General features: G+C 60.8%; 12 protein-coding genes and 1 tRNA gene. 7 read left to right on the forward strand and 6 right to left on the reverse strand.

The features are described 5' to 3' along the window. Positions 1 to 4: 4 nt before the first annotated feature. The 7 genes from CSZ94_RS06385 (at position 5) to CSZ94_RS06415 (ending at position 5,629) form a co-directional block, all read left to right on the forward strand. Positions 5 to 781, forward strand: coding sequence for a class I SAM-dependent methyltransferase (locus tag CSZ94_RS06385; RefSeq protein WP_102120742.1), 777 nt, complete (start codon positions 5 to 7; stop codon positions 779 to 781). Beyond that, entirely contained in the window at positions 774 to 1,211 is a 438-nt protein-coding gene (rnhA, locus tag CSZ94_RS06390; protein ID WP_102120743.1) for a ribonuclease HI, read from the forward strand. The genes CSZ94_RS06385 and rnhA overlap by 8 nt, the downstream gene beginning before the upstream one ends. An 87-nt stretch (positions 1,212 to 1,298) precedes the next feature. Beyond that, positions 1,299 to 2,015: a DNA polymerase III subunit epsilon gene (dnaQ, locus tag CSZ94_RS06395; RefSeq protein WP_102120744.1), complete on the forward strand. Its 717-nt coding sequence runs from the start codon at positions 1,299 to 1,301 to the stop codon at positions 2,013 to 2,015. An 82-nt stretch (positions 2,016 to 2,097) separates the two neighbouring features. After that, positions 2,098 to 2,172 (forward strand) — tRNA-Val (locus tag CSZ94_RS06400). A gap of 717 nt (positions 2,173 to 2,889) precedes the next feature. Continuing rightward, a complete protein-coding gene (locus CSZ94_RS06405) occupies positions 2,890 to 3,090 on the forward strand; it encodes a hypothetical protein (RefSeq protein ID WP_102120745.1) in 201 nt (66 codons plus the stop codon). A 92-nt stretch (positions 3,091 to 3,182) separates the two neighbouring features. Continuing rightward, positions 3,183 to 3,395, forward strand: a complete 213-nt coding sequence (locus CSZ94_RS06410; protein ID WP_102120746.1) for a hypothetical protein — start codon at positions 3,183 to 3,185, stop codon at positions 3,393 to 3,395. 2 nt (positions 3,396 to 3,397) lie between these two features. Further along, the gene (locus CSZ94_RS06415; RefSeq protein WP_102120771.1) at positions 3,398 to 5,629 is read left to right on the forward strand and encodes an NADP-dependent isocitrate dehydrogenase; all 2,232 of its coding nucleotides are present in this window, start codon (positions 3,398 to 3,400) and stop codon (positions 5,627 to 5,629) included. Between the two features lie 91 nt (positions 5,630 to 5,720). Here the strand turns inward: CSZ94_RS06415 and CSZ94_RS06420 are convergent, their stop codons facing one another. From CSZ94_RS06420 to CSZ94_RS06445, 6 genes are all read right to left on the reverse strand, one after another. Beyond that, on the reverse strand, positions 5,721 to 6,164 hold the full coding sequence (locus tag CSZ94_RS06420) for a DUF411 domain-containing protein (RefSeq protein WP_102120747.1): 444 nt from the start codon (positions 6,162 to 6,164) through the stop codon (positions 5,721 to 5,723). Positions 6,165 to 6,221: 57 nt separating this feature from the next. Then, positions 6,222 to 6,569 carry a hypothetical protein gene (locus tag CSZ94_RS06425; protein WP_146009748.1) on the reverse strand — a complete coding sequence of 116 codons (348 nt, stop codon included), beginning with the start codon at positions 6,567 to 6,569 and terminating at the stop codon, positions 6,222 to 6,224. A gap of 48 nt (positions 6,570 to 6,617) precedes the next feature. Next, a complete protein-coding gene (locus CSZ94_RS06430; RefSeq protein WP_102120749.1) occupies positions 6,618 to 7,958 on the reverse strand; it encodes a sensor domain-containing protein in 1,341 nt (446 codons plus the stop codon). Between the two features lie 196 nt (positions 7,959 to 8,154). Further along, a complete protein-coding gene (locus CSZ94_RS06435) occupies positions 8,155 to 9,273 on the reverse strand; it encodes a sulfotransferase family protein (RefSeq protein ID WP_102120750.1) in 1,119 nt (372 codons plus the stop codon). A gap of 33 nt (positions 9,274 to 9,306) precedes the next feature. Next, positions 9,307 to 9,936 (reverse strand): adenylyl-sulfate kinase, encoded by a 630-nt coding sequence (cysC, locus tag CSZ94_RS06440; protein ID WP_102120751.1) that lies wholly within the window; start codon positions 9,934 to 9,936, stop codon positions 9,307 to 9,309. 21 nt (positions 9,937 to 9,957) lie between these two features. Then, positions 9,958 to 11,667 carry a methyl-accepting chemotaxis protein gene (locus tag CSZ94_RS06445; protein WP_180977380.1) on the reverse strand — a complete coding sequence of 570 codons (1,710 nt, stop codon included), beginning with the start codon at positions 11,665 to 11,667 and terminating at the stop codon, positions 9,958 to 9,960. Positions 11,668 to 11,805 lie beyond the last annotated feature (138 nt).

Genomic DNA, 11,805 nt, shown 5'->3' on the forward strand with positions numbered 1-11,805 from the left:
CTGAATGGACAGTGTGGCATCCGAAAAATCCATTATAGCGCTTGACGGCTGGCTGCAGACACCGGCCGGTGTGTACGTACGTGCCTGGGAGCAGCAATGCCTCGACAACCTGACCGTCGACATCTTCGGTTACAACGCCGTGCAGATCGGCTTGCCCCAGCTCGACGCGCTGGCCGCCAGCCGCATGCCGAACAAATGGCTGCTCGATTCGCGCCTGCCTTTGCTTGCGCCGCAAGAGAGCCGTTTGACCCTGGTGGCCGCCTTCGACGAGCTGCCGTTCGACTCGCAAAGCCTGGACCTGGTGGTCTTGCCGCACGTACTCGAATTTGCCGCCGAGCCGCACCAGGTCTTGCGCGAAGTCGAGCGTGTGCTGATACCGGAGGGGCGCGTCATCGTCTGCGGCTTCAATCCGGCCAGCCTGTGGGGCATGCGCCAGGGCCTGGGGCGGGTTACGGGGCGCCATTACCTGCCGCAGGCAGGCGAGCTGATCTCTATGCCGCGCATGAAAGACTGGTTAAAATTGCTGAACATGGGCGTCAGCCAAAGCCACTTCGGCTGCTACGCACCTGCTTGCAGGACAGAAAAATGGCTGCGCCGTAACGCCTTCATGGATAAGGCCGGTGCGCGCTGGTGGCCATATCTGGGCGCAGTGTATATAGTGCAGGCGATCAAGCGCGTCAAAGGGATGCGTTTGATCGGTCCGGCGTGGACCAAGAAACCGGCGACGGTGCCGGCAGGCGCACCGGTCACGAATAAAAGGCGGGAACAGCAAGATGGATAAGGTTGAGATTTATGCCGATGGCGCATGCAAGGGCAATCCCGGCACGGGCGGCTGGGGCGCGCTGATGGTGGCCGATGGCGCCAAGAAAGAAATTTACGGCGGAGAACTCAATACGACGAATAACCGCATGGAATTGAAGGCCGTGATCGAAGCCTTGACGGCGCTCAAACGTCCTTGCCAGGTAGTGTTGTATACAGATAGCCAGTATGTCCAGAAGGGCATCAGCGAATGGATCCACGGCTGGAAGGCGCGCGGCTGGAAAACGGCGGCCAAGGCGCCCGTCAAGAACGTCGACTTGTGGCAAGCCCTCGATACGGCCCAGGCCGTCCATGAGGTGGAATGGCGCTGGGTGCGCGGCCACAATGGCCATCCGGGCAATGAGCGGGCCGATGAGCTGGCCAATATGGGCGTGGACACCGTGCGCGCGTAAGCCTGCCCGGCGTCGCGAGTTGTCATCGAAGGGCACAGGTTTGCTATACTGTGCCCTTCGCTTTTTGCTTTTACGACGGAATCTGCCATGCGTCAAATTGTTCTCGATACTGAAACCACCGGCCTGAACCCGCGCACGGGCGACCGCATCCTGGAGATCGGGGCGGTCGAACTGAACAATCGCATGTTGACGGGAAATAATTTTCACCATTACATCAATCCCGAGCGCGATTCGGAAGAGGGCGCGCTGGCCGTCCACGGATTGACGACGGAATTCCTCAGCGACAAGCCGAAATTCGCGGAGATCGCGGAAGAATTCCGCACGTTTATCGCCGGCGCCGAACTGATCATCCACAACGCCCCGTTCGATATCGGTTTCCTCAACGCGGAATTCAAGCGCCTGAACCTGCCGCCCGTGCATGAGCAAGTGCATGGCGTGATCGATACCCTGGTGCAGGCGAAGGAAATGCATCCGGGCAAGCGCAACTCGCTCGATGCCCTGTGCGACCGTTACGGCGTGTCGAACGCCCACCGCAAGCTGCACGGCGCGCTGCTCGACTCCGAATTGCTGGCCGACGTCTACTTGGCCATGACGCGGGGGCAAAACAGCCTGAGCATGGAAGAAGAAGTGGAAGTGGCTGCCGACGGCGCCGTGCTGGAAATCGTGCCCCTGGCGGAAGTCCTTTTCCAGAACGCCACGGCCGACGAGCTTGCCGCCCACGAAGCCACCATCGCCGGGCTCGACAAGGCCGCCAAAGGCCAGTGCATCTGGACCGCCGTCCTGGCGCCACCAGCGGCCGCCTGAGAAAAAAAGCGGGACATGCTAAATTTCCTGTTGCCAGCCCTTGCAGATGCCGCAACACCTATGCGATAATTCGCCTCGCTTCGGGAGGTTAGCTCAGGGGTAGAGCACTGCATTCACACTGCAGGGGTCGCAAGTTCGAAACTTGCACTTCCCACCAAGAATTAGTTTGATATCAAAGGCTTACACTGATGAGGTGTAGGCCTTTTTTGTTGGGTCTGCAAGAAGTGACGTACGGAAAACTGTTTTGATCTGTTGCGCTGGCTTTGACGTTGTCCAGTGCGCAAGATCATGTTCATTTTCGGCCACGGATAGGCGTCTGAAAGCAGCTTCAGTATCCCTTTCAAAAGAACGATGTCCTGCCCGCCGACACAGTATCGGCGGGGGAAGCACTCAAGCGTTGAATACTGGCTCGTCCAGCAACAGCGATGATCTTTTTCTTTCGTGAATAGCCATGCGAACAGCTCGCCGTGGGTGGGCAGGCGCGGGGTCGCGCAGCGCTGCTCCATCAAGTCTTGCGGGCCTGCCTGCCGATATTGTCGAAGCAATCAAGTATTACACGAAGCCACGCGGCCAGCAGCCAAATTCTCCCAAGAAGCTGGGTCTCGTCAGTAGCGGCCCGGCCATCGGCTGGGATGCGTTCCGCCTGGCTGAGCGCTTGCTATCGCGATGGGCATCAGCTGTATAGCCGCGCTTTTTCGGAGAGCAAGACCTTGCCGATTATACAATGAGCAAACCACTCTGATCTTTACGACGAACCCGCTGCGACATGCGCGGCGCTCGCGCATCGCTGTGCAGGCGCGCGCTGATGTCATGGCAAGTCGGCTAAGCTCGCGCCATACAGGAGGCGCATGTCCTACATCCTCGAACTATTACCATGGCAGCTTCGCTGCTGGCGGCCTGGCTGCTGGGCTCGCGCACGGACGCCCGGCGCTTTGCCGGGTTTTGGGTTTTCTTGGTCTGCAATGCGCTGTGGGTTTGCTGCGGCTGGCCAGATGAAGCCTGGGCCTTGATCGTGCTAAACGTTTGCCTGGCGCTGACGCCTGTGCGCGGCATCGTCAAGAACGAGCGGGCGTGACATCGTCCCACTTGAATATTATCAATATTGAATGATTATTCATGGCCGCATACATGCCCTGCTATTGTCCTGCGCCCATTCCAAGGAGGAAAATGGCCGTTCTGGCCCGGCAGCTTCAGATATTTGCTGTCTTATATAAGATTCGTCGCCATCGGATACACAAACAGCGGCAGGACAGTCTAAAATACGTGGTGGGCAAGCACGGCGTCACCGCCGGCACACTAGCCGTCCAAAGCAAGGCTAACCGTCCTGTATTTGGAATGAAGAAAGTTAACCACCAGGCATCACCGCATACAAGGGAATGAACATGGCAACACAAAAATCCAAAATCATCTACACGCTGACTGACGAGGCGCCGCTGCTCGCGACGTATTCCCTGCTGCCAATTATCAAAAAATTCACCGCGCCGGCTGGCGTGGACGTGGTCGCCACTGATATTTCGGTGGCGTCGCGTGTACTGGCCGAATTTCCCGAATTCCTGACGGACGCGCAAAAAGTCCCGAATACCCTGGCTGAACTGGGCAAGCTGACCCAGAATCCAGACACCAACATCATCAAATTGCCGAACGTCAGCGCTTCCCAAGGTCAATTGATTTCCTGCGTGCGCGAATTGCAAGGCCGTGGCTACAAGCTGCCGGACTATCCGGAAGACGCGAAGACAGAAGAAGAAAAAGCCTTGAAGGCCCGTTACGGCAAGTGCATCGGCAGCTCGGTCAATCCGGTCCTGCGTGAAGGCAATTCCGACCGCCGCGCACCGAAGGCTGTCAAAGAGTATGCACGCAAGCACCCGCATTCGATGGGCGAGTGGAGCCAGGCGTCGCAAACCCACGTCTCGCACATGCATCATGGCGACTTCTACCATGGCGAAAAATCGCTGACCCTGGAAAAGGCCCGCGATGTCAAGATGGAACTGGTCACCGCCTCGGGCAAGACCATCGTGCTGAAACCGAAGGTTACGCTGAAAGCGGGCGAAATCATCGACAGCATGTTCATGAGCAAGAAAGCGTTGCTGGAGTTCTACGAGAAGGAAATCGACGACGCCTTCAAGACGGGCGTGATGTTCTCGCTGCACGTCAAGGCGACCATGATGAAGGTCTCGCACCCGATCGTCTTCGGTCACTGCGTGCGTATTTTCTACAAGGACGCGTTCGCCAAGCACGCCGAACTGTTCGACAAGCTGGGCGTGAATGTCAACAATGGCATGAGCAATCTGTACGACAAGATTGAGACCCTGCCAGCGTCGCAAAAAGAGGAAGTGTTGAAAGATTTGCACGCTTGTCACGCGAATCGTCCGGAACTGGCCATGGTCGATTCGGCCAAGGGCATCACCAACTTCCATTCGCCGAACGACATCATCGTCGACGCGTCCATGCCCGCCATGATCCGTATCGGCGGCAAGATGTGGGGCGCCGATGGCCGTCCGAAAGACGTCAAGGCAGTCATGCCGGAATCGACTTTCGCGCGCATCTACCAGGAAATGATCGGTTTCTGCAAATGGCATGGCAACTTCGATCCGAAGACCATGGGCACCGTGCCGAACGTGGGCCTGATGGCGCAGCAAGCGGAAGAATACGGTTCGCACGACAAGACCTTTGAAGTGCCGGAAGGTGGCACCGCCAACATCACCGACCTGGAAACGGGCGAAGTGCTGCTGACGCAAACGGTCGAAAAGGGCGATATCTGGCGCATGTGCCAGGTCAAGGATGCGCCGATCCGCGACTGGGTCAAGCTGGCGGTCACCCGCGCGCGCAACTCGGGCATGCCTGCCGTGTTCTGGCTCGATTCCTACCGTCCGCACGAGAACGAAGTCATCAAGAAGGTACAGGTGTACCTGAAGGAGCACGACACGAGCGGCCTGGAAATCCAGATCATGTCGCAAACGCGCGCCATGCGCTACACGCTGGAACGCGCCTTCCGCGGCCTGGACACTATCTCGGTGACCGGCAACATCCTGCGCGATTACCTGACCGATTTGTTCCCGATCCTGGAACTGGGCACCAGCGCCAAGATGCTGTCCATCGTGCCGCTGATGGCCGGTGGTGGCATGTACGAAACGGGCGCCGGCGGTTCGGCACCGAAACACGTCAAGCAACTGGTGGAAGAAAACCATTTGCGCTGGGATTCGCTGGGCGAGTTCCTGGCCCTGGCCGTGTCGCTGGAAGACATGGGCATCAAGACGGGCAATGCGAAGGCCAAAATCCTCGCGAAAACCCTGGACGAAGCCACCGGCAAGCTGCTGGACAACAACAAGTCGCCATCGCCACGCACCGGCGAACTCGACAACCGCGGCAGCCATTTCTACCTGGCCATGTACTGGGCGCAAGCCCTGGTAGCGCAGAAGGACGATGCGGAACTGGCAGCGCATTTCGCGCCATTGGCCAAAGCCCTGGCCGAAAATGAAGAGAAGATCGTCGCCGAGCTGAAAGCAGTGCAAGGCAAGGAAGCGGACATCGGCGGCTACTATCTGCCCGATCCGGCGAAGACGGAAGCGGTCATGCGTCCTAGCGCCAGTCTGAATGCGGTGCTGGACAGCATCTGATGCAGTTCTGACAGGCAATAAGTTCTTTATTGCCTGATAAAAAAACGCCGCCGGAAGCGATTCCGGCGGCGTTTTTCATCGCCCTTCAGTATTATTGGTAGTGCTTGTAGACATTGGTGCTGCCATTGTTATTGACCAGCAAGACGTCATACGCATCCTTGCGCGGCCCTTCCATGCCTGGCGAACCCATCGGCATTGCCGGCACGGCCAGGCCTCTGGCCTTGGGTTTCTCGCGCAACAACTGCTTGATCTCGCTGGCAGGTACATGGCCTTCGATGGTGTAGCCGTTGACGAGGCCCGTGTGGCAGGAACCGAGCGCGTCCGGAATGCCAGCCAGCTTGCGGTATTGCGCCGGCATCTCGACATTTTTCGCGCGTACCGTAAAACCGTTCGTTTCCAGATGCTTGATCCATTCGGAACAGCAGCCGCACGAGGCGCTCTTGTAGACTTCAATGACGGGCAGGGCCGCGATGGCGAACGTGGGCAGGCCCAGCATGGCGGCGAAGGTGCCGCGCAAGAAAAAATGTTTGATCATATGTTGCTTTCAGGCGGATAAGGTCTATCGTGGCCACCTTGGTGGCCTGCTTGGTATTTAAGCGGAAAGTGGTCGCGGCGGCCGGCGCGGGCCGTCGGGAATGAATCCCGTCAGCAAGGTGGCCGTGGCGATGGTGACTTGTTGTGCGCCGGAGCAGGCTGCGGCAGGAAGGGCCAGGCAGGGCGGCATCAGTTCGCCCAGGCAAAAGCTGGAACAGGCGCCGCACGCTGGGTGCTTGGCGGGGGTCTTGTTTTCTGCTTGCGTGCCGGCGCTGTGGGCGGCGGCGGATGACTGCGCAGCGTGATGCTGGCAGCCCGCCGCCATCATGGCGCCTGCAGCCCCCGCTTTCAGCGACACCGCCGTGATCAACAGCAGGATCAGCCATGTTGTGAAGAGTCTTAGCATCGGCGGAAAGTATAGCATGTGGGCAATGTCGCCAGAAGCAGGCAACCGCTAGCGCGCGGCGGTGGCGCGCGCCTTCCATGCGTACATGGCCCGGTCCGCATGGCGCAGCAGCAGCTGCATGCTATCGCCGTCGTCCGGATAGTGGGCCACGCCGATGCTGACGGCGATGTGTAATGGTTGGCCGTTGCCCAGGTGCAGCGGCGCGGCCAGGGCCGCATGGATTTTTTGCTCGATCAGGCTGACGTTCGCCGGTGTGGCATTGCTTTCCAGAAGCACGACGAATTCATCGCCGCCCATCCTGGCCAGGGTGTCTGTTTCGCGCATGCAATCTCGCAGGCGGCTCGCCACCGCCTGCAGCAGCAGGTCGCCACAGGCATGGCCGTGGTCGTCGTTGACCCGCTTGAAGTTGTTCAGATCCAGGAACAGCAGCGACAGCCGGCCTTCCTGGCGGTGCGCGCGCGCGAACGCCGTGCGCAGGCGGTCGTGGAACAGGCGGCGGTTCGGCAGGCGGGTCAGCTCATCGTGCATGGCCATGAACTGCATTTGCGTCTGCAACTGCCGGCGCTCGATGGCGGTGGCCAGCTGTTTGGCGACAAATTGCAGCAAATCTTGGTCTTGCTCCGTGCCGATGACGGCGTCCTGGACGCCTTGCAAAGCCAGCACGCCGATGCTGCCCATGGAAGAATACAGCGGCACGGCCAGCCAGCAGGAGGACAGCGCGAGGGCCGCCGTTTGCAGCGCCACGGGCAGGCTGGCCAGTTGTCCCGGCTGCAGCAGCAAGGGGCGGCCGCTGCGCAGGACTTCGTCGCACAGCAGGCTGGCCAGGGACGACGTTGGCTGCGGCGCGTTGTCGTCGGCCTGGCAAGTCATGAGGGGCTGCGCGTCGTCTCCGTCCTGCAGGGACAGTGTCAGGCTGCGCGCTGGCAACTGGTCGCCGATGATGTGCTGGATACGGTGCAGCAAGGCGGGCAAGTCTTGCGTCGCCTGCATGGCTTCGGAGATGGCGTACAGCGCGGCCTGCTTTGCCTGCGCCTGTTTCAGCAGGGTGATGTCGCGCGCCACCGCCACGCGCAGCTGGTCGGCGGCGGACCAGCGGGCGGACCACATGATGTGCGCCAGCCGGCCGTCCTTGCGCAAGTAGCGGTTTTCAAAGTGCGTCTGGGCATGGCCATCCATGATGGAACGCGCGGCCGCCTGGGTGCGGGCGCGGTCGGCGGGGGCGACCAGATCGAGCATGAACTTGCCGACCATTTCCTGCTGCGTGTAGCCGAAGATGCGTTCGCAGGCTGCACTGACGAACACGAAGCGCCCCTCCACATCGACCATGCACACGGCGTCGAGCAATAAATCGGTGAAACTGGCGACCGGCGCGCTAATCATATGTTTCATATGCCCACTATTCTAGTGGACATTGCCGATGGATATTGAAATTGTTGTTTTTAGGGAAAAGGAACCATGGAGCGGGGCGTGCCCGTCCGGCAACGCCGGCAGCATGCGCATGCTTGTCACTGCGGAGCAGGCGTCCCGTCAAAAAGTTGTCTTCCAGACGCAGGAACGCAGCCTGGAACAGGTGCTGGCCGGGCGCTTAATCACTGACGACAAACGCGCCCGGGTCGAGTTGATCCAGCGTAACGATGGTGCCGCTGCCCGGCGCGCCGCTGCTCTGGCTGAGCCGTGCATGCAGCTGGGCCAGATAGTCGGCGCGGCAGCGGCGCAGCACGTAGTCGCGGAAGTTGTCATGTTCCAGGGCGCGCCAGGCGCGTTCGCGTCCTTGCGCCGAGCGTATGCCGGCCAGCTCGATCAGCGCGGGCGTGATGCTGGCGTCACCGGGGCTCAGGCGCGTGTAGCCGTAGCGGTCCATATACGGGCCGGTGAGCGTTTCGATGAGGTTGATGTCATCGTCCGACAGTTGCTGCCTGAATTTGTCGATGTTGGCCGCGATCGGCGCATAGCAGTTGGCCGACCAGAGCGACGACAACTGCGCGATTTGCCGCGCTTCCGCCGACGCGGCCACGTCCAGCATCTGCGGCAGGAAGGCAATGCCGAGAAAGTCACATACCGTTTCCAGCGTCTCTTGTTGCCGCGACAGGAAATCTTCATAGCGTATGGTCAGCACGCGCTGGGGATAGCGTTGCACGACATGGTCGGCTGCCGCATGGGCGGCCAGCCAGGTCCTGGCATTGAGCAGCGTGTCGAAATCGTGGATGATGGCGCGGTTCATCGACGCCACTTGCGCGCGCGGATCGCGCACCACGTTGAGGAATAGCATGTCCGGATACAGTTTCACGATGTCGTCGGCGTAGTGCACGCTGTCGAGCGACTTGTCCATCACCACCTGCGCGTGGCGGCGTTCGCCTGCGCGCAACAGCAGCTCCCATGCCACGCGGTGGATGCTGCGCGGCTGGCCGCGCAGCGTCTCGAACACTTCCACCGGATCGAAGACGACGCCCGGCCACTTGACCATGCTGGCCGCCGCCAGGCCCACCACATCGACCACCAGGCGAAAGTAGGCGCGGTCGTCGCGCAAGTCGCCGTACAGGGGTAGTAGCGGCATCATATCGACCAGGTGCAGCGGATACGGTGAATAAAACTGCGGCGACAGGTTCAGGCGCAGGCGCAGGGCATGGCTGCCGCAGCGGCGCAGGGGGATCATCATGACAGGGCGCGGGCGCGCGCCGTCGCCGGGATGGTGGCTGTTGCTCATCTCATCATTCCTCGAAAAGGTGGCCGCGCGGCATCAGATGAAGCGCGGGCACAGTTGCTGGAACAGGCGCTCGCAGGCCTGTTCCAGCGATAGCACGCCCGTGTCCAGCATCAGCGCCGGCGCCAGCGGTGCCTCGTAGGGCGCGGAGACGCCCGTAAATGCGGGGATCAGTCCGGCCCGCGCTTTTTTGTACAGCCCCTTGGGGTCGCGTGCTTCGCATAGCGCGCTCGGCGTGCTGATGTAGGCTTCGATAAAATTGTCGTTGCCGATGATCTGGCGCGCCATTTCGCGGTCGCTGCGCAGCGGCGAGATGAAGGCGCAGATGACCATCATGCCGGCGTCGTTCATCAGCCTGGCCACGACGGCGCCGCGGCGGATGTTTTCCTGGCGGTCGCGGGGAGAGAAACCCAGGTCGCCATTGAGGTGGTGCCGCATATTGTCGCCGTCGAGCACGCAGCTCAGGCGACCCGCCGCCAGCAGCTGCCTTTCCAGCGCGTACGCCAGCGTCGACTTGCCTGCGCCGCTCAGGCCGGTCAGCCACAAGGTCGCGGCCTGCTGGCCGGCCAGCGGCCCCCGCTGTTCCTTGCTGATATGGCCCGCATGCGGGAAAATGTGCGTCGCCACCACGTCGCCAGCGGCGGCGATCTGTTCCAATTTACCCATGTGCCACTCCCCCGTGCCGGCTCAAAACTGTTCCCACTCGATTTCGCTGGGCTTGGCCACGGCCGGACGGGCCGGCTTTGCCTTGGCGGGCGGCTGCCGCACTGCCACGGGCGGCGGCGGACGGCTGACCACGCGCAATCCCGCATCGCGGCCGCCAGCGATGTTGCCCACACGGAAGACGCTGACCACCTCGTTCAGGCTGTTGACCTGTTCCTGCATCGCTTGCGCGGCGGCGGCCGCTTCCTCGACCAAGGCCGCGTTTTGCTGCGTGACATTGTCCATTTGCGTCACGGCCATATTGATTTGCTCGATGCCTGCCGACTGCTCCTGGCTGGCGGACATCATTTCGGCCATGATGCCGGTGACGCGCCTGACGCTGGCGACCACTTCGTGCATGGTCGACCCGGCCTGTTCGACCAGGCGGTTGCCGGCTTGCACCTTGTCGACCGAATCGCCGATCAAGTCCTTGATTTCCTTGGCGGCCGCGGCCGAGCGCTGCGCCAGATTGCGCACCTCGGTGGCCACCACGGCAAAGCCGCGCCCCTGTTCCCCGGCACGGGCCGCCTCGACCGCCGCGTTCAGCGCCAGGATATTCGTCTGGAAGGCGATGCCGTCGATGACGGCGATGATGTCGACGATCTTGCGCGCCGAGACATCGATGGCCGCCATGGTGTCGACCACCTGCGCCACCACGGCGCCGCCCTTGGTGGCGACATCGGAGGCCGATTCGGCCAGTCCGTTGGCCTGGCGCGCATGGTCGGTGTTGATGCGCACGGTGCTCGTCAGTTCTTCCATGGACGAAGCGGTTTGCTCCAGCGTGCTGGCCTGCTGTTCCGTGCGCGAAGACAGGTCCAGGTTGCCCATGGCGATTTGTCCTGCCGCCGTGGCGATGGTCTCGGTGCTGGCGTGAACTTGCTGGACGATTTGCGCCAGGCTGTCGCGCATCGACTGCATGGCATACAGCAGGCTGTGCGTATCGCCGGCGCGGGTATGGATGGGCACTGCCAGGTTGCCGCTGGCAATTTGCCCAGCGATCGCCGCCGCTTCGTCGGGCTCGCAACCGAGCTGACGCGTCACCCCGCGCGTGATCAGCACGGCGGCCAACAGGCTGGTGATCAGGGCCAGCGAGCCGATGCTCAGCATCACCAGGCGCGCCTGGCTGTAGGCAGCCTCGGCATTAACAGACGCTTCGTTATTCTGCTTTTCCTCGACGGCGATCAAGGTGCGCAGCAATTCCCACCAGCGCTTTTGCACGGGGCGGAATTCATAGCGCAACAGTTTGTAGGCATCGTCTTGCTTCTGGTTCAGCGCCAGCACGGCGGCCCGCTGAATAAAGGGGGCCGCCAGCTCGCTTTGTCTGCGGATTTGTTCAAGCAGGTTTCTTTCTTCGTTAGAAGTGCCTTCCCGATTGGCGAACATTTTTCCCAGCTTTTGTTGGGCGGCATCGTATTTTTTTTCCTGCGCCGCGATGCGCGTGACTTCGATCTGGATTTCCTTGTCCTCTTTCAGCAAAATCAGATTGCGCATGGCCAGCGCCCGTTCGGTGACCGTCAAATCCATGGTTTGAGCCAGGCTGGTTTCGACGTTGTTGACCTTGGTGGTTTCATCCATGCGGTCCTGGATTTGACGCATGCTGGTCAGCCCCAGCGTGATGACCAGCAACAGGAACATGGCGACCAGGCCAAAGCCCAGACTGAGCCGCTTGGCGATGGTTAACTTCATAAATTTCATACTGCCTCCTTAAGGCCATGCTTCCTGTTCCGAATAAGCAAATGCGGATTTATCACGAAGCACCCAGCGATCATAGTGATTGCTGGTAGGTGAAAAGTCACACATAGTCACTTTCATCATTTGAGCAACAGTATAAAA

Source organism: Janthinobacterium sp. ROICE36, assembly GCF_002869965.1.
Taxonomy (GTDB): Bacteria; Pseudomonadota; Gammaproteobacteria; order Burkholderiales; family Burkholderiaceae_D; genus Janthinobacterium.

Bases quoted from the DNA above. Each gene is read 5' to 3' on its own strand.
- rnhA (WP_102120743.1), top strand. From the start codon at position 774: ATGGATAAGGTTGAGATTTATGCCGATGGCGCATGCAAGGGCAATCCC.
- CSZ94_RS06415 (WP_102120771.1), top strand. From the start codon at position 3,398: ATGGCAACACAAAAATCCAAAATCATCTACACGCTGACTGACGAGGCG.
- CSZ94_RS06445 (WP_180977380.1), bottom strand. From the start codon at position 11,667: ATGAAATTTATGAAGTTAACCATCGCCAAGCGGCTCAGTCTGGGCTTT.
- cysC (WP_102120751.1), bottom strand. From the start codon at position 9,936: ATGGGTAAATTGGAACAGATCGCCGCCGCTGGCGACGTGGTGGCGACG.
- CSZ94_RS06410 (WP_102120746.1), top strand. From the start codon at position 3,183: ATGGCCGTTCTGGCCCGGCAGCTTCAGATATTTGCTGTCTTATATAAG.
- CSZ94_RS06435 (WP_102120750.1), bottom strand. From the start codon at position 9,273: ATGAGCAACAGCCACCATCCCGGCGACGGCGCGCGCCCGCGCCCTGTC.
- dnaQ (WP_102120744.1), top strand. From the start codon at position 1,299: ATGCGTCAAATTGTTCTCGATACTGAAACCACCGGCCTGAACCCGCGC.
- CSZ94_RS06425 (WP_146009748.1), bottom strand. From the start codon at position 6,569: ATGCTAAGACTCTTCACAACATGGCTGATCCTGCTGTTGATCACGGCG.
- CSZ94_RS06430 (WP_102120749.1), bottom strand. From the start codon at position 7,958: ATGAAACATATGATTAGCGCGCCGGTCGCCAGTTTCACCGATTTATTG.
- CSZ94_RS06385 (WP_102120742.1), top strand. From the start codon at position 5: ATGGACAGTGTGGCATCCGAAAAATCCATTATAGCGCTTGACGGCTGG.
- CSZ94_RS06405 (WP_102120745.1), top strand. From the start codon at position 2,890: ATGGCAGCTTCGCTGCTGGCGGCCTGGCTGCTGGGCTCGCGCACGGAC.
- CSZ94_RS06420 (WP_102120747.1), bottom strand. From the start codon at position 6,164: ATGATCAAACATTTTTTCTTGCGCGGCACCTTCGCCGCCATGCTGGGC.